The sequence below is a fragment of the Streptomyces sp. TE5632 genome (genome assembly GCF_054061295.1).
In genome coordinates this window covers 49,986-70,006 of sequence record NZ_JBSSEA010000002.1, presented here as the reverse complement: position 1 = coordinate 70,006, position 20,021 = coordinate 49,986, and the positions used below count along the sequence as shown (strand labels likewise).

Here is a 20,021-nt window from a genome sequence, read left to right as displayed (position 1 = left end):
GGACCGGACGACCATGACGTCTTCGAAGCGAAACCGTGCCGAGGCCCTGCCGCAGGACCTCCAGGAAGTGCTCCGCCGCCGGCTCGCCGGACGGGCCGCCGGCACCCCCGGCGCCCGGCAGACCATCCCACAGGCGGACCGCAGTCGGCCGCTGCCCCTGTCCTTCGCCCAGCAGCGCCTGTGGTTCCTGGACCGGCTGCGCCCCGGCGACCCGCGCTACAACAGCGCGGTCGCGCTGCGCCTGACCGGAACCCTCGACCACACCGCCCTGTCCGGCGCGCTGGAGCACGCGGTGGGGCGGCACGAGGCGCTGCGCACCACGTTCCAGGAGACCGACGGCACACCCGCGCAGACCGTGCACCCCGCCGGGCCGCTCCCGCTGCCCGTCCGGGACCTGACGGCCGGCGACGGGCCGGCGGACCCGGACGCGCTGCTGCAGGCCGAGTACGAGCGTCCCTTCGACCTGCGGACCGGGCCGCTGCTGCGCGCCCTGCTGCTGCGGGAGTCGCACGACGCGCACGTCCTGCTGCTGACGGCCCATCACATCGTCACCGACGGCTGGTCGATGGGCGTGCTGCTGGAGGAGCTGTGCGCCGCCTACGACGCCCTCGCGCGGGGCGCACGGCCCGCGCTGCCGCCGGTGGCCACGCAGTACCCGGACTTCGCCGCCTGGCAGCGCGAGCAGCTGTCCGGGACCCGGCTGGAGCGTCAACTGACGTACTGGAAGGAGCGGTTGTCCGGGACGGTGGCGCCCGAGCTGCCGCTGGACCGGCCGCGCCGCGGCGAGGAGTCCGGCGCGGGCGCGGTGCACACCTTCACCGTGCCCGCGGCCACCGCGGCCCGGCTGAAGCACCTCGCGGCCGAGCAGCACACCACGCTGTTCACCGCCCTGGTCGCCGCCTGCCAGGCCATGCTGGCCCGCTGGTCCGGGCAGGACGACATCATCGTCGGCTCGCTGACCCCCGGACGCGGGCGCACCGACCTGGAACGGGCCGTCGGGTTCTTCGTCAACACCGTCGTGCTGCGCACCCGCGTCGAGACCGGTGGTTCCTTCCGCGATCTGCTCGCCGCTGCCGCGGACACCGTCAACGGCGCCCTCGCGCACGGCGACACGCCGTTCGAGCGGCTGGTGGAGGCCGTCGGCGCGACCCGGGAGGCGGGCCGCAACCCCCTGTTCGACGTGATGGTCCTGCTGCACCCCGCGCCGCCCGCCGCACCCGACCCGCACGGCCTGGCCACCGCCCCGGTCGCGGTGCCCCGGCAGGCCGCCACGTTCGACCTGAGCGTGGAGTTCGTCCCGGACGGGGACGGGCTGACCGGCCTGCTGGAGTACCGCACCGACCTGTTCGACGCGGCCACCGCCGAGCGCATGGCGGACCAGCTGCTGCGCACGCTGGACGGCGCCGCCGCCGAACCGGACCGGCCGCTCGGCGCCCTGCCCCTGCTCTCGCCCCGGCAGACGCGGCAGGTGACGCGGGACTGGAACGCGACCGCGCGGCCCGTGCCCGAGGAGACCGTGCCCGAGCTGTTCGCGCGGCAGGCCGCCCGGACCCCGCACGCCACCGCCCTGGTCGCGGGGGACGTACGCCTGGACTACGCGACGCTCGACGCGCGGGCCGACCGGCTGGCCCGTCACCTGATCGCGCGCGGCGTGGGCCCCGAGCGGCTGGTCGCCCTCAGGCTGCCGCGCACCGCCGACATGATCGTGGCCGTCCTCGCCGTCTGGAAGGCCGGCGCCGGCTATCTGCCCCTGGAGCCCGCGCTGCCAAAGGACCGGGTGCGGTTCCTGCTGGACGACGCGCGGCCGGCGTTCGTCCTGGACGAAGCCGCGCTGCGGGAAGTCCCCGACACGGCTCCCGACACGGCCCCCGGCCGACTCGCCCCACCGCACCCCGACACCAGCGCCTACGTCATCTACACCTCCGGCTCCACCGGCCGCCCCAAGGGCGTGGCCGTGGCGCACCGATCCCTGGCGAACCTCCTGGCGGGCCATCGCGAGGGCTTCGTCGCCGAGGCGGGCGGCGGGCCGCTGCGGGTGGCGCTGACGGCGTCGTTCTCCTTCGACACCTCACTGGAGGGCGTGCTGCTGATGGCCGACGGCCACCCGCTGCACCTGGTCGACGAGACGACCCGGCTGGACGCCGCCGCGCTGGTCGAGTACGTCGTCGAGCACCGCATCGACTTCCTCGACCTGACCCCCACCCACCTGCGCCAACTGCTGCCCGCCGGACTGCTCACCGACCCGCGCCACCACCCCCGGGTGCTGATGCTCGGCGGCGAGGCCGTCGGGCCCGGCCTGTGGCGGGAGCTGGCCGAGCGGCGGGACGTGGCCGCGTACAACTTCTACGGGCCCACCGAGTGCACGGTCGACGCCCTGGCCTGCCGCATCGAGGGCGACGGCCGTCCGACCGTCGGCAGGCCACTCGCCAATGTGCGCGCCTACGTCCTCGACGACCGGCTGCGGCCCGTGCCGCCCGGAGTCGGCGGCGAGCTGTACCTGGCGGGCGTGCAACTGGCGCGCGGCTACGCGGGCCGGCCGGGGCTCACCGCCGCACGGTTCCTGCCCGACCCGTTCGGACCGCCCGGCGCCCGCATGTACCGCACCGGTGACCTGGCCCGCTGGACCGCCGACGGACGCCTGGACCACCTGGGGCGTGCCGACGACCAGGTCAAGGTGCGCGGCCACCGCATCGAGCCCGGCGAGGTCGAGGCGGCTCTGACGGACCGGCCCGAGGTCGCCGCCGCTGCGGTCGTCGCCGTCACCGACCCGCACGGCCACACCCGGCTCGCCGCCTACCTCGTACCCGCGGGCCGCGACGCGCGGCTCACCGCGGCCGACGTGCGAGCGGCCTGCCGGCGCGTGCTGCCCGACCACATGGTGCCGTCCTTCTTCACCGTGCTCGACGCCCTGCCGATGACCGTCAGCGGCAAGGTCGACCGGCGTGCCCTGCCCGCCCCCGACCTCGACGGCGGCGAGCACGACAAGGAGTTCGTCGCCCCGCGCACCCCGCAGGAGGAGACCCTCGCCCGCATCTGGGCCGAGGTGCTGGGCGCGCGCCGGGTCGGCGTGACGGACAACTTCTTCGAGCTGGGCGGCGACTCCATCCTCAGCATCCAGGCAGTCTCCCGCGCCCGCGCGGCGGGCCTGCACCTGACCTCGCGGGACGTCTTCCGCCACCAGACCGTCGCCGGCCTCGCCGCCGCCGCGTCCTCGCGCACCGCCCCCGTGCCCGCGCCCCGGCGGCCGCGGGAGGAGGGCCCGGCGCCGCTGACGCCGGTCCAGGAGTGGTTCTTCGCCACGCACGGCCCGCTGCGGCACTTCAGCATGTCGATGCTGCTGGACCTGCCGCACGACCTGGACGAGCGGTCCCTGGAGCGCGCCCTGGAGGCACTGGTCGTCCACCACCCCGCGCTGCGCACCCGTTTCGCGCGCTCGGGGGACACCTGGCGCCAGCACCCCGGCGACGGCCCGGTCACCGGCCTGCTCACCCGCCACGACCTCTCCCGCGCCGCCGACGCGACGGCCACCCGCGAAGAGGCCGCCGAGGCCGCCCGCGCCGCCCTCGACCCGGAAACCGGCACCCTGCTGCGCGCCGCCCTGCTGTCCTGCCCCGGTGAACGCCCTCAACTCTTCCTCACCGTGCACCACTTGGCGGTGGACAGCGTCTCCTGGCGTATCCTCCTCGCCGACCTCGAACAGGCCTACCGGCAGGCGGCCCAGGGCGACCCGACCCCACTGGAGCCCGTCTCCACGCCGTTCGCCGACTGGGCCGCGCACCTGTCCCGCCGGACACGTGCCGGTGACCTCGACACCGACCTGCCGCACTGGACGGCCGAGGCCGCCGAACCCCGTACCCCGCTGCCCGTGGACCGCCACGGCACCCCGCTCGCCGGCTCGGTCCGCACCCTCCGCACCCGCGTGGACCGAGCCACCACCGAGGCCCTCCTGCGCCAGGTGCCCGCTGTCTACCGCACGCAGGTCAACGACGTGCTGCTCAGCGCGCTGAGCCGGGTCCTCGCCGACTGGACGGGCACCGAGCGGGTGACCGTCGCCCTGGAGGGCCACGGCCGCGAGGACGACACGCTGGACCTGTCCCGCACGGTGGGCTGGTTCACCACCCAGTACCCCGTCACCCTGGCGCCCGCCGGACCGTCCGACGCGCCCGACTGGGGCACGACCCTCAAGACGGTGAAGGAGCACCTGCGAGTCATACCCCGGCACGGCCTCGGCTACGAGGCCCTGGCACGCCTCGGCTCGCCCGACCCGGCCGCCCGCGCCCTGCGGGACCTGCCGCTGCCGCAGGTCTGCTTCAACTACCACGGCCAGTGGGAGGCCGCCGACGGGCGGGACTTCGCCCCGGCGGACGAGGCGCCCGGCCGTGACATCGCCGCCGACGAGCCGCCGGCCCACCTGCTGGACATCTCCGCCGTGGTCGCCGGCGGCGAACTGGAGATCACCTGGCACTACAGCGACCAGGTGCACGACGAGGACACCGTCCGCACCCTCGCCGACGGCATGACCCGCGCGCTCGCCGCGATCGCCGAGCACTGCTCCCGCCCCGACGCGGGCGGCCGTACCCCGTCCGACTTCCCGCTGGCCCGCCTCGACCAGGACCGCCTGGACCGGCTGGTCGGCGACGGGCGGGACGTGGAGGACGTGCTGCCGCTGACCCCGCTGCAGGAGGGCATGCTCTTCCACCGGCTGGTCGGCGGCCCCGAGGACGTCTACGTCGATCAGGCGGCGCTCCTGCTGGACGGCGTCGCCGACCCGCACGCCTTCGCCGTGGCCTGGCAGCGTGTCACCGAGCGGACGCCCGCCCTGCGCACCTGCGTGGTCTGGGAGGACGTCCCGGTGCCCCTCCAGGTCGTGCGCCGGGACGTTCGGGTGCCGGTGACCCATCTCGACTGGCGGGATCTGGACGAGCCGGAGCGAGCCGAGCGCCTCGCCCGGCTGCGGGCGGACGACCTGGCCCGCGGCATCGACCTCGCCGCCGCGCCGCTGATGCGGCTGACACTGGTCCGGCTGCCCGACGCGAGGCTGCGCCTGCTGTGGACCTCCCACCACCTGATCCTGGACGGCTGGAGCCTGGCGCAGGTGCTGACCGAGGTGTGTGAGGAGTACGCGGCACTCACCGCCGGCGTCGAGTTCCGGCCGCCGGTACGGCGTCCCTTCGGCGACTACGTGCGCCGGCTCGCCGAGCAGGACCCCGACGCCGCCCGCGCGCACTGGCAGGACGTCCTCGCCGGCTTCACCACCCCCACCCCGCTGCCCGCCGACCGTCCCCTGCGCGAGGCCCACCTGGCCCGCTCCGCGGGCGTGCACACGGCCGGCCTGAACGACGAGACGTCGGCCCGGCTGGTGCGCACCGCACGCGACGCCGGACTCACCCTCAACACGGTCGTCCAGGGCGCCTGGGCACTGCTGCTGGCCCGGTACGGCGCCGAGGACGACGTGGTGTTCGGCACCACCGTCTCCGGCCGGCCCGACGACCTGCCCGGCGTCGAGTCGATGGTGGGCATGTTCATCAACACCGTGCCCACCCGGATACGCGTCGACGCGGGGCGCACGGCCACCGCGTGGCTGCGGGAACTGCAGGACACCCAGGCCGAGTCGAGAGGGTTCGCGGCCGTGTCGCTGGCCGAGCTGACCCAGCTGAGCGACGTGCCGTCCGGCAGCCCGCTCTTCCACAGCATGGTCGCCTTCGAGAACTACCCCTTCGACGAGGCCCGCACGGCCGGCTCCGGGGTGCGCCTGGCCGAGGTGGCCTCCCGCGACGCCACCAACTACCCGCTCGTCCTGCGCGCCCACCACGGCGAACGTCTCGGGTTCGACCTCGCCTACGATCCCGCCCTGTTCGACGCGGCGACGGTCCGCTCGCTCGCCGACCGGCTGTGCCTGCTGCTCACGGAGATGGCCGACGGCCCCGACCGGCCGCTGCGCACCCTGGCCCGGCCGACGGCCGAGGAACGGCGGCGGATGCTCACCGACTGGAACGGCACCGAACGGGGCCGCCCCGGCCAGACCCTGGTGGACCTGTTCGAGGCGCAGGCCGCCCGCACGCCCGGCGCCGTCGCCGTCACCTGTGGAACCGAGCGTCTGGACTACGCGACGCTCGACGCCCGCGCCGGCCGGCTCGCCCACCGGCTCGCCGAACTCGGTGCCGCGCCCGAGCGGTTCGTCGCCCTCGCTCTGCCCCGTTCCTGCGACCAGGTCGTCGCGATCCTCGCCGTGCTGAAGACCGGCGCGGCCTACCTGCCGATCGACCCGGCCTCGCCCGCCGAACGCATCGGCCACCTCCTCGCCGACGCCGCCCCGGTGGCGCTGGTGACCACGACCGGCACGGCGGCACGGGCCGACGGCACCGACGTGCCCGTCCTCCTCCTCGACGACCCGGACGTCGAGGCCGACCTCGCCCGCCGCCCGGCCACCGGCCCCGCCCCGGCCCGCCGGCCGCTGCCGGAGAACCCCGCCTACGCCATCTACACCTCCGGCTCCACCGGCCGCCCCAAGGGAGTGGTGATCCCGCACGCCAACGTGGTGCGGCTGTTCACCCGCACGAGCCACTGGTTCGGCTTCGGCGCGGACGACGTGTGGACGATGTTCCACTCCTACGCGTTCGACTTCTCGGTGTGGGAGCTGTGGGGCCCGCTGCTGCACGGCGGCCGGCTCGTGGTCGTGCCCGACGAGACCGCCCGCTCCCCGGAGGACTTCCTGCGCCTGCTGGCGGACGAGCAGGTCACCGTCCTCAACCAGACGCCGTCCGCGTTCTACCCGCTGATCCGCGCGGACGCCGAACACCCCGAAACCGGCGCCCGCCTCGCGCTGCGCACGGTGATCTTCGGCGGCGAAGCCCTGGACGTCGGCCGGCTCGCCGACTGGTGGACGCGCCACCCGGCCACCGCCCCGCGGCTGGTCAACATGTACGGCATCACCGAGACCACGGTGCACGTGACCCACGCCCCGCTCGACCCCGCCACCGACGCGGACGGCCCCGCCGGCCCCATCGGCACGGCCATCCCGGACCTGCGGGTGTACGTGCTCGACGCGGACCTGGTGCCCGTGCCGCCCGGCGCCATCGGCGAACTCCACGTGGCGGGCGAGGGCCTGGCCCGCGGCTACCTGGGCCGCCCCGGCCTCACCGCCGCCCGCTTCCTCGCCGACCCCTTCGGCCCTCCCGGCAGCCGCATGTACCGCACGGGCGACCGGGCGAAGTGGCGGGCCGACGGCACCCTGGAGTACCTGGGCCGCGCGGACGCCCAGGTGAAGATCCGCGGCTACCGCATCGAACCCGGCGAGATCGAGGCGGCCCTGCACACCCGGCCCGGCGTCGCCGAGGCCGCGGTCGGAGTGTTCGAGGACGCTTCCGGCACCCGCCGGCTCGTGGCGCACGTCGTCGGCTCCGGCGGCGAGCCCCCCGCGGCGGCCGAGCTGCGCGCCCACCTGGAGCGCCTGCTGCCCGCCCACATGGTGCCCGCCGCCTATGTGCCGATGGAGGCGCTGCCGCTCACCGTCAACGGCAAACTCGACCGGCGTGCGCTGCCCGCGCCGGGACCGGACGGCTACGCCACCGGCACCGACCGGACACCGCCGCGCACGCCTGCCGAACGGCTGGTCGCCGCCGCCTGGGCGGACGTGCTGGGAGCCGAGGAGGTGAACGCCGGCGACGACTTCTTCGCGCTCGGCGGCGACTCCATCCTCGCCGTCCGCGTCACCGCCCGGCTGCGCGCCGCGTTCGGCCCCGAGGTCTCCCCGAGGCTGCTGTTCACCCGTCCCACGGTGGCCGCCCTGGCCGCCGAGCTCGGCGAACCGGCCGACGACGCGTCCGCCCCGCAGGCCGACGCGATACCGGCGACCGCCCCGCAGACCCCGGCGCCACTGTCGTACGCCCAGCAACGCCTGTGGTTCCTCGACCGGTTCGAGCCCGGCAGTACCGAGTACACGACGCTGTCCGTGCTCCGCCTGCGCGGACCGCTCGACGAGAGCGCCCTGCGCACCGCGCTGGACGGCCTGGTCGCCCGGCACGAGGCGCTGCGCACCACGTTCACCGAACAGGACGGACAGGCGCGGCAGTCGGTGAACCCGTCGCACCGGGTCGACCTGCCCGTGGACGAGCTCACCACGGCCCCGGACGCGCGAGCGGCGCTGGACGCGCTGCTGGAGCGCGAGGCCGCCAAGCCCTTCGACCTGGCGGCCGGGCCGCTGCTGCGCGCCCGGTTGGCCCGCCTGGCCGCCGGCGAGCACGTTCTCGTCCTCGCCGTCCACCACATCGTCACCGACGGCTGGTCGCTCGGCGTCCTCGGCCGGGACCTGGGCGAGCTGTACGCGGCGGCACACGAGGGCCGCCGCCCCCGGCTGCCCGCGCTGCCCGTCCGGTACGCCGACCACGCCGCCTGGCAGCGCGCCCGCGCCGACCGCGTCGAGCAGCAACTCGCCCACTGGCGCGAGACGCTGGACGCAGTGCCCCCGCTGGAGCTGCCGACCGACCGGCCGCGTCCCGCCGTACGGACCCGGGACGGCGCGCTGGTGACCTTCACCCTGCCCGCCGAGCTGACCGACCGGCTGCGCGAGCGGGGCCGGGAGGCCGACGCCACCCTGTACATGACGCTGCTGACCGCCTGCACGGCCCTGCTGTCCCGCTGGGCCGACCAGGACGACTTCGCCGTCGGCACCGTCACCGCGGGCCGTGAGCGCTCCGAGCTGCACGACGTGGTCGGCATGTTCGTGAACACGCTGGTGCTGCGCAACCGGGTGCGCCCCGGCACGTCGTTCCGCGCGCTGCTGAAGCAGGTGCGCGGCACCGTCCTGGAGGCGTTCGCCCACCAGGACGTGCCCTTCGAGCGGCTGGTGGACACCCTCCAGCCCGAGCGGGACACCAGCCGCACCCCCCTGTTCCAGGTCATGGTCGCCCTGCACAACCTGGGCGCCGAGGCTCCCGCGCTCCTGGACCTGGACGTCGAGCCGGTCATGCCGCCGGTCCGGCACGCCACGTTCGACCTGGCCTTCGACTTCGTGGAGGGCGACGGTGGCGTGACCGGCCACCTGGAGTACAACACCGGCCTGTTCGACGAGGACACCGTCCGGCGCCTGGCCGCCCGCCTGCGGCTGCTGCTGGAGGCCGCGGCGCAGGACCCCGACCGGGACGTGCGGGCGCTGGAACTGATGACCGCGGCCGAGCGGCGCCGGGTGCTCCACGACTGGCAGGGGCCGCGGCGCGCGGTTCCAAAGACCACTTTCCCCGCCCTGTTCGAGGCGCAGGCCGCCCGCACCCCGCACGTCACCGCCCTGGTGGCACGGGACGCCACGCTCGACTTCACCGCCCTCAACGAACGCGCCAACCGGCTCGCCCACCACCTCGTCGCCCAGGGCGTCGCCCCCGAGCGGGTGGTCGCCGTACGGCTGCCGCGCACCTCCGACCTGCTGGTGGCGGTGCTCGCCGTCGTCAAGGCGGGCGGCGCCCTCCTCTGCCTCGACCCCGACCTGCCCGAGGAACGCGTCGCCCACCTCCTCGCGGACGCGGCCCCGCACACCGTGCTGACCGCCGACGCACTGCGCGACACGCCGTGGGACCGGCTGCCCGCCCACGACCCCACCGACCGCGACCGCCTGGCCCCGCTGCGCCCGGACCACGCCGCCTACATCGTCTACACCTCCGGCTCCACCGGCCGGCCCAAGGGCGTCGTCGTCGAACACCGCCACCTGGTCAACCTCTGCCACGACCACCGCGAAGGGCTCGTCGCACCGCACACCGCGGACGGGCGCCGGCTGCGCGCCGCGCTGAGTGCCTCGTTCTCCTTCGACACCTCCTGGGAGGGGCCGCTGCTGCTCGCTCTCGGGCAGGAGGTCCACCTCGTCGACGAGGACGCGCGCCTGGACCCGGACGCGTTCTGCGCCCAGGTCACCGAACGCCGCCTGGACCTGGTGAACGTCACCCCGTCCTTCCTGCGCGAACTCACCGCCGCAGGACTCCTCGCACCCGGCCGCCACCACCCGCGCGTCCTCATGGTCGGCGGCGAGGCGACAGGCCCCGACACCTGGCGGGAGCTGTGCGCCGCCGCCGGCCTCGGCGTCACCGCGTACAACATGTACGGGCCCACCGAGTGCACCGTCGACGCCACGTACGGGCGCTGCACCGAACACCCGGACCGACCGGTCATCGGGCGTCCCGGCCGCAACCTGCGCGCCTACGTCCTCGACGGCGCCCTGCGCCCGGTGCCGCCCGGCGTGCCCGGCGAGCTGTACCTCGCCGGCGCCCAGGTGGCCCGAGGCTACCTGGGCCGCCCCGGCCTGACCGCCTCGCGTTTCCTCGCCGACCCGTTCGGCGCGCCGGGGGAGCGGATGTACCGCACCGGCGACCGCGCCCGCTGGGACGAGCGAGGGCTGCTGGAGTTCCTGGGCCGCGCCGACGAGCAGATCAAGATCCGCGGGTTCCGTATCGAACCCGGCGAGGTCGAGGCCGCACTGCTCACCCACCCGGACGTGTCCGAGGCCGTCGTGACGGCACGTGAACACGCGGGCCGGCTCATGCTCGTGGCCCACCTGGTGCCCGCCGGGGACGCCGTCCCGACCGCCGACGAACTGCGCCTCGCGCTCCGGCGCACCCTGCCGGACCACATGGTGCCGACGGCGTTCGTCCCGCTGGCACGGATACCGCGCACCAGCAGCGGCAAGACCGACCGGCGCGCTCTGCCCGCCCCGCCCGCGCAACCGGACCCCGCCACGACGTACGTGGCACCGCGCCCCGGCACCGAGGAGACGCTGGCAGCGATCTGGGCGGACGTCCTGCGGGTGGAACGGGTGGGCGCGCGGGACAACTTCTTCGCGCTCGGCGGCGACTCCATCCTCAGCATCCAGATCGTCTCCCGGGCCCGCCAGGCCGGACTGGCGCTGACCACCAAGGACGTCTTCCGACACCAGACCGTCGCCGAACTCGCCCTCCGCGTCACCGGGGCGGTCCCCGCAGCGGCGGACGCGGCTCCGCCCGCCGAGGCACCGCTCACGCCCATCCAGCGCTGGTACCTCGACGGCCGCCGCCCCGACGACCCGCTGCGCTTCACCATGTCGCAGCGCCTCGAACTGGCCCCCGGAACCGACCGGTCCGCCCTGCGCCCCGCCGTTGACGCCCTCGTCCGCCACCATCCGGCCCTGCGTACCCGCTTCCGCCGCACCGACGACAACTGGCACCAGGACGTCCTGCCGGACGTCCCGGGAGGCATCCTCACCCACCACGACGTGACCGGCCTGGACGGCCCCGCGCTGGAGGCCGAGGTGCGGCGCGCGGCGGACGCGGCCCGGGCGTCTCTCGACCCGACCGAGGGCCGGGTGGTGCGCGTCCTGCTCTTCGACCGCGGCCCGGACCTGCCCGCGCACCTTCTGTTCACCGTCCACCACTTGGTCGTCGACGGCGTCTCCTGGCGGATCCTGCTGGCCGACCTGGAGACCGCCCACCGCTGCGCCGCGGACGGACGCCCCGTCGACCTGCCCCCGGCCACCACCGCGTACGGGCACTGGGCGGCCCGGCTGGAGACGCACACCCGTTCCGGCGCCCTGGACGGCGACCTCGCCCACTGGGAGCGCACCGCGGCGGCCTCCGCCGACCTGCCCGCCGGCCGGCCCGGCCCCAACACCCACGGCACCGCCGCCACGGTCACCGTGCTGCTGGAGCCGGAGACGACCGAGGCCCTGCTGCGCCGGGTCCCGGCGGTCTACCGCACCCAGGTCAACGACGTCCTGCTCAGCGCCCTCGGTCGTACCCTGGCCCGCTGGTGCGGGCGCGACACCGTTCTGGTCGGCGTGGAGGGCCACGGCCGCGAGGACCTCTTCGACGACGTGGACCTCTCCAGGACGGTCGGCTGGTTCACCGCCGAGTTCCCCCTCGCACTGAGCGTCGCCCCCGACGCCGGCTGGCACGACACCCTGCGCTCGGTGAAGGAACAACTGCGCGCGGTGCCACTGCACGGTCTGAGCCACGGCGCGCTGCGCCGCCTGCTGCCCGACAGCCCGCTGGCCGCCGCCCCGGTGCCGCGGGTCGGCTTCAACTACCACGGCCAGTGGGACGCGAACGGGAGCCAGAGCCGCCTCTACGGCGCCGCCCTGCCCCCGGCCGGCTCCGACACGGACCCCGACGCGCCCCGCCCCTACCTGCTGGACATCACGGGCGTGGTCCAGGACGGCAGGCTCGAGCTCGGCTGGACCTATCCACCGGCCGTCTACGACGAGTCCACCGTCCGCGAGCTCGCCGACGAGATGTGCGCGGCGCTGCGCGACATCGTGGCCCACTGCACGCGCCCGGACGCGGGCGGCCGCACCCCGTCGGACTTCCCGCTCGCCGGGCTCGGCCAGACGGAGCTGGACCGCCTGGTGGGCGACGGCCGGCACGTGACGGACGTCCTGCCGCTGACGCCCCTGCAGGCCGGGATGCTCTTCCACGGCCTGGTGGACACGGCGGGCGCCTACTTCGACCGGACGGCCGTACGGCTGTCCGGGGTGGCCGACCCGCAGGCCTTCGCCGTCGCGTGGCAGCAGGTCGCCGACCGCACCGAGGCCCTGCGCACCAGCGTCCACTGGCAGGGCCTGCCGCACCCCGTCCAGGTCGTCCGCCACCGCGTGGAGCTGCCCGTCACCCACCTGGACTGGCGGCACCTGACGCCCGAGCAACGCGAGAGGGAGACCGAGGAACTGCTGGCCGCCGACCGCACGGCGGGCATGGACCTCACCACCGCACCCCTCACCCGCATCACCCTGGCCGCGCTGCCCGGCGACGAGATCTGGCTGCTGTGGTCCTCCCACCACCTGATCCTGGACGGCTGGAGCACCGGGCAGCTGCTCACCGAGGTGTGCGAGCGCTACGCCGCGCTCACCGGCGGCCGCGAAGCCCCCGCGCCGGTCCGGCGCCCGTTCTCCGACTTCCTGCGCTGGCTGAAGGACCAGCACGCCTCGGACGAGCCCGCGGCCGAGGCGTACTGGGCCGGCACCCTCACCGGCTTCCCGGCCCGCACCCCGCTGCCGTACGACCGCACACCGGCCGAGGCACACCGCGCCCGCGCCGCCTCCACGGTGCACCGGCAGCTGGACGAACGGGCCTCGGCGCGGCTGCGGGAGACGGCGGCACGGGCCGGGCTGACGGTGAACACCGTGATCGAGGGGGCCTGGGCGCTGCTGCTGGCCCGCCATGGTGGACGCGACGACGTCGTGTTCGGCACGACCGTCTCCGGGCGTCCGGCCGAACTGCCGGGCGTGGAGGCGATGATCGGCATGTTCATCAACACCGTGCCCACCCGGATCCGCGTCACGGGCGGGGGAGTGGCGTCCTGGCTGCGGGGCGTGCAGGAGCGGCAGAGCGACGCCCGGCGCTTCGACTTCCTCGCGCTGCCCCGCATCCAGACGCTGAGCGAGGTCCCGGCGGGCGAGGCGCTGTTCGACAGCATGGTGGTGTTCGAGAACTACCCCGTCGACGAGTCCGCCACGGCCCGGACGGGCGTGCACGTCGAGGAGGTGCGGGCCGACGACGCGCCGACCTTCCCGCTGTGCCTGCGCGCCCACCTCGGCGACCGGCTCGGCATCGACCTCGCCTACGACGCCGACCTGTTCGACGCGCACACGGCCGAACGCCTCGCGGCCAGGCTCGCGGTCGTCCTGACCGCCCTCGCCGACGGCGTCGAGGCCGACGCGGACGCGACCGGCCTCGAGCTGCTGACCGAGGACGACCGCGCCCTGCTGGAGCGGTGGAACGCCACCGCCCGGCGGACGGCGCCGCGCAGCCCCGTCGAGCTGTTCGCCGAGCAGGCCCGCCGCACCCCCGATGCGCCCGCCCTGCGCGACGGCGACACGGAGCTGACGTACCGCCGCCTCGACGACTGGTCCGACACCGTGGCGTCCCGGCTCCTCGCCGGCGGCCTGCGGGCGGAGGACCGGGTGGCGCTGCTGATGGACCGCTGCGCCGAACTCGTCGTCGCCCAGCTCGCCGTCCTCAAGGCGGGCGGCGCCTACGTACCGGTGGACACCCGCGCCCCCGAGGAGCGGCGCCGCACGCTGATCGAGCGGGCGGGCGCGACGGCCGAGCTGACCGCCGCGGACGTCGACGCCGCACGCACCCCCGTGCCGGGTGCGGCGTCGCTCCTCGGGGGCGTTCCTGCGGACGCCGACCGGCTGGCGTACGTGATGTTCACCTCCGGGTCGACCGGCGAACCCAAGGCGGTCGCGGTACGGCACCGCGACGTGGCCGCCCTCGCCACCGACAGCCGCTTCACCGGCGGGGTGTGCGACCGGGTGCTGCTGCACTCCCCGGTGGCCTTCGACGCCGCCACCTTCGAGGTGTGGGCGCCCCTGCTCACCGGCGGCTGCGTGGTCGTGGCACCGCCCCGGCCCGTGGACGCGGCACTGCTGCGGCACCTGGTCCGCGACGGCGGCCTGAGCGCGCTGTGGCTGACCGCAGGCCTCTTCCGGCTGCTGGCGCAGGACGCGCCGGACTGCTTCGCCGGCCTGCGCCAGGTGTGGACCGGCGGTGACGTGGTGCCCGCCGAGGCCGTACGCCGCGTGCTGTCCGCCTGCCCCGGCCTGACCGTCGTGGACGGCTACGGCCCCACCGAGACGACGACGTTCGCGACGTCCTTCGCGCTCACCGACGCGACGGCCGTCCCCCGCGCCGTACCCATCGGCCACCCGCTCGACGACATGCGGGTCCACGTCCTCGACGGCCGTCTGCGGCCCGTACCACCGGGCTGCGCCGGCGAGCTGTACCTCGCCGGCGAGGGCGTGGCACGCGGCTACCTGGGCCGTCCCGGCGACACCGCCGCCCGCTTCCTCGCCGATCCCGCAGGCCCGCCCGGCACGCGCATGTACCGCACCGGCGACCTGGCCCGCCGCCGTCCCGACGGCACGGTCGAGTTCCTGGGCCGCGCCGACGATCAGGTGAAGATCCGCGGTTTCCGCGTCGAACCCGGAGAGGTGGAGGCAGCCCTCGCGGCGCATCCCGGCGTCGCGGACGTGGCGGTCGTGGCCCGCGAGGACCGGCCCGGCAGCCGGCGCCTGGTGGCCTACGTGGTCGGCCCCGAAGACCTCACGGACGTGCGGGAGTCCGCCCGGCGCTCGCTCCCCGACTACCTCGTCCCCTCAGTGTTCGTCGCCCTGCCCGCGCTGCCGCTCAGCGGCAACGGCAAGGTCGACCGGGCCGCGCTTTTGGCGCCGGAAAACTCCAGCGGGGACCGGCAGGGCGCGCCGACCGCGCCGCGCACCGACGCCGAGCGGCGCACCGCCGACGTCTTCGCGGAGGTCCTCTCCGTGCAACAACCCGGCGTGGAGGACGACTTCTTCCAGCTGGGCGGCGACTCGATCCTCAGCATCCGGCTGGCCGCCCGCCTGTCCGAGGCGTTCGGCACCGACCTGTCACCGCGCGCGGTGTTCACCCACCCCACCCCCGCGGCCCTCGCCGCCCTGCTCACCGCGGAGCCGTCCGGCGACGCCGCGCCCACCGTGATCGTCCCGGTCCCCCGTGACACGCCCGCCCCGATGTCGTACGCCCAGCAACGCCTTTGGTTCCTGGAGGAGTTCGCGCCGGGCAGCGGCGAGTACGTCACCGCGCTGGCCCTGCGCCTGCGCGGCCGGCTCGAGGTGCCCGCTCTCACCGCGGCCCTGCGCGCCCTGGTCGAGCGGCACGAGGCGCTGCGCACCACCTTCGACACGGTGGACGGCCACGGCGTGCAGATCGTCCACCCGGCGCCGGACGTGCCGCTGCCGCTGCACGACCTGTCGGGAACGGACGAGACCGACCGGACGGCCCGGCTGGAGGAACTGCTGGAGGCCGAACGTGCCCGCGCGTTCGACCTGCGGCGCGGCCCGCTGCTGCACGCGGGGCTGATCAGGCTCTCGGACGACGAGCACGTCCTGACGCTGACCCTGCACCACATCGTCACCGACGGCTGGTCCACCGGAGTGCTCACCGGCGACCTCGCTCACTTCTACCGGGTCGAACTGGGCGCGGCTGCCAAGCAGTTGTCGCCGCTGCCGGTCGAGTTACGCCGACTACGCCCACTGGCAGCGCGGCAGCGGCACGGACGAACACCTCGCATACTGGAAGGAGCACCTGGCCGGTCTGGAAACGCTGGACCTACCCATCGACCGGCCGCGTCCGGCGGTGCGCACCCACGACGGCGCCACCGTGCGCCTCGTCCTGCCGCGCGGCACGACCCGCCGCCTCGTCCAGGTGGGCCGGGACCGGCAGGCCACCCTGTTCTCCACACTGGTCGCCGCCGCGCAGACCTATCTGGCCCGCCTGACCGGCGGCCGGGACATCACCGTCGGCACGGTCACCTCGGGCCGCGACCGCGCCGAGACCCAGAACCTCGTCGGGTTCTTCGTCAACACCCTCGTCCTGCGCTCCCGCGTCGAACCCGACCGTCCCTTCCCCGAGTTCCTCACCGAGGTACGCGGGACCGTACTGGACGCCTTCGCCCATCAGGAGGCGCCGTTCGAGCGGGTGGTGGACGAGGTGCAGCCGGTCCGCGACACCAGCCGCACCCCCCTGTTCCAGGTCATGGTGGTGCTGCAGAACGTCCCGGCCGCCGACCTCGACCTGCCCGGCGTCGAGGTCACCGGCGTCGACACGGACCTGCGGCACGCGGCGTTCGACCTCACCCTGGAGTTCGCCGAGACCGACACCGGAGAACTGCACGGCCTGCTCACCTACAACACCGACCTGTTCGACGCGGCCACCGCCGAACGGATGGCCGACCAGCTCGGCACGCTCCTGACCGCCGTCGCCGACGACCCCGACCGGCCCCTGGGCGCCCTGCCCCTCGCCACCGGCGAGACACTCGAGGCCGTCCTCGACCAGGGACGCGGCACCGCCCGTCCGGTACCGGCGGCAACGCTGCCGGAGCTGTTCGAACAGCAGGCCGCCCGCACGCCCGACGCCGTGGCCCTGGCCGACGCCGACGGCCGCGAGCTGACGTACGCGGAGGTCGAGCGCGCCGCCAACCGGCTGGCGCACCGGCTCATCGCCCGGGGCGTGGGACCCGAGCGGGTCGTGGCGCTGGCCCTGCCCCGCGGCGCGGAGACGGTGGTGGCCCAGCTCGCCGTGGCCAAGGCCGGCGGTGCCTTCCTGCCCGTCGACCCGGACTACCCCGAACAGCGGAGGGAGTTCATGCTGCGCGACGCGGACGCCTGGCTCGTCCTGGACGACCCCGCCGCCGTACGGGCTGCCGACGGGCCGGACACCGCGCCCACGGACGTCGACCGCACGGCCGCGCTGACCGTCGCCCACCCGGCGTACGTGATCTACACGTCCGGTTCCAGCGGCACACCCAAGGGCGTGACGGTGACCCACCGCGGCCTGGCCGCCTTCGCCGAGGCCGCCGCCGACCGCTACGACGCGGGCCCCGGCGACCGGGTCCTGCAGTTCGCCTCGCCCAGCTTCGACGCCTCGGTGCTGGAGCTGTGCGTGTCCCTGCTCAGCGGAGCCACCTTCGTCACCGGGGAGGAAGGCCCACTCGTCGGCGAGCGGCTCACCCAGGTCCTCGCCGAGCGGCGCATCAGTCACACGCTGATCCCGCCCGCCGCCCTGGCCACGGTCGCCCCCGAGACCTCCGACGCCCTGCCGCACCTGCGCACCCTCATCGTGGGCGCCGAGGCGTGCCCGGCCCACCTCGTCGAACGGTGGGCACCCGGCCGACGCATGATCAACTCGTACGGCCCGACCGAGGCCACCGTCGTCGCCACCTGGACCGGCCCCCTCGCCCCGGGCACGGGCGCTCCGCCGATCGGCCGGCCGGCCGGCGCCACCCGCGTCCACGTGCTCGACGCCGCGCTGCGCCCCGTCCCGCCCGGTGTCACCGGCGAACTGTACGTGGCCGGACCCGGACTGGCCCGCGGCTATCTGAACCGGCCCGGCCTGACCGCCTCGCGTTTCGTCGCCGACCCGTTCGGCGCGCCGGGGGAGCGGATGTACCGCACCGGTGACCTGGCCCGCTGGGACTCGTCCGGCGAACTGCGTTTCGCCGGACGCGCCGACGACCAGGTGAAGCTGCGCGGCTTCCGCATCGAGCCCGGAGAGATCGAGAGCGCGCTGCGCCGCAGCCCGCGGGTGCGCGACGCGGTGGTCACCGTACGCGGTGGCGGGACCGACCCGGACGGCCGGTCCGGCGGACGACTCGTGGCCTACATAGTGCCCGCCGAGGGCATCACGGAGGAGCTGCCGGTGCCGGAGCTGCGCGACCACCTCGCCGGGCTGCTCCCGCCGCACATGGTGCCGTCGGCGTTCGTCCCGCTGGAACGCCTGCCGCTCACCCCGAACGGCAAGACCGACCGCGGCGCCCTGCCCGAACCCGGACCCACGCACACCGCCGCCGGGCCGCCCACGGCACCGCGCACCGAGACCGAACGCCGTATCGCCCGCATCTGGGCCGACGTCCTCGGCGTGGCGGACGTCGGCGCGCACGACAACTTCTTCCACCTCGGCGGCGACTCCATCCTCAGCATGCAGGTCGTGTCACGGCTGCGGCGGGACGGACTGCACCTGGCCACCCGCGACCTGTTCACCCACCAGACGGTCGCCGAGCTGGCCACCGTCGTCACCGGAGCGCCCCAGCACTCCGGGGACGGCCCGGTGAGCGGAGACGTGCCGCTCACCCCCATCCAGGAGTGGTTCCTGACCAGCCCGCGCGCCGGTCACAGCCACTTCAACCAGTCGCTGCTGCTGGAGCTCGGCACCTCCCCGGACGCCGCCGCCCTGGAAACGGCCCTGAACGCCCTGCTCGACCACCACGACGCCCTGCGCATGCGCTTCACCGAGGGCCACGACGGCTGGCGCCAGTTCAACCCGCCGCCGTCCGACACCGACCGCGACCGGCTCCTGAACCGCCACGACCTGAGCGGGCTGACCTCTGCCGAGGCCGACGCGGCGATGGAGAAGGCCGCCGACGACCTGCACACCGGATTCGACCTGGCGCACGGCCCGCTGTTGCGGGCGGCCCTGTTCACCGGGTGCGCCGGCCGGCCCGCCTTCCTCCTCCTGGTCGCTCATCACCTGGTGGTGGACGCCGTGTCCTGGCGCATCCTGCGCGACGACCTGGAGGCCGCCTACCGGCAGGCCGTCCAGGGCGAGACCGTCGCCCTGGGCGAACGCACCACTTCTTTCCGCGAGTGGGCCCGGAGCCTCGCCGCGCACGTCACGGCTGGAGCCCTCGACGACGAACTGCCCTACTGGGAAAGGGCGGTGAACGCCGATCCCCTGCCGGCCGGGACATCGACCGGGCCGCAGACGGGTGTCGTCGACACGCTCACCGTCGAGCTGGACGAGGCGGACACCGAGGCACTGCTACGCGCCGCGCCCACCGCCTACCGCACCCGCGTCAACGACGTACTGCTCGCCGCCCTCGCCCTGGCCCTGGCCCGCTGGACCGGCCGCGAGGAGGTTCGCCTGGACCTGGAGGGACACGGCCGCGAGGACGTCTTCGAGGACGTGGACCTCTCCCGCACGGTCGGCTGGTTCACCACCGTCCACCCCGTCGCCCTCCAGGTGTCCGAACCCGAAGACCTCGCCCCCGCCCGGGACTGGCGGACCCTGGTGAAGTCGGTGCGCCGCCAGCTGCGCGCCGTGCCCGGCAACGGCCTGGGCTTCGGTGTGCTGCGCACCTTCGGCCCGCCCGAGGTGCGCCGGCGGCTCGGACGGGCCGCGCACGGACAGGTCGTCTTCAACTACCTGGGCCAGTGGGACGCCCGCCCGGAGAACCCCGGCGACGGCCTGGTGCGGGCCGAGCACGGGTCGTTCGGACGCCACCACGACCCGCGCGACAGCGGTTCCCACCCGCTGGAGGTCGTCGGCGCGGTGCAGGGCGGCCGGCTGTCCTTCACCTGGCACCACCGGCCCGCCCTCCACACCACGGACACCGTGCGACGTGTCGCGGACGACTTCGCCGAGGCCCTGCGCCACATCGCCCACTACGCCCGGAACAACCGGTGACGCCCCGCCCCGCGGCCCGCGCCCCACCGCCGGGCACCACACCAGCATCCCGTTGCCTGCCACTCA

1 pseudogene is annotated in these 20,021 nt (G+C 75.2%); it reads left to right on the top strand.

Annotation, left to right across the window (positions count from 1 at the left end):
- Positions 1-13: 13 nt before the first annotated feature.
- Positions 14-19,955, top strand: a pseudogene (locus tag ACVW19_RS02460) (non-ribosomal peptide synthase/polyketide synthase).
- Positions 19,956-20,021: the final 66 nt, after the last annotated feature.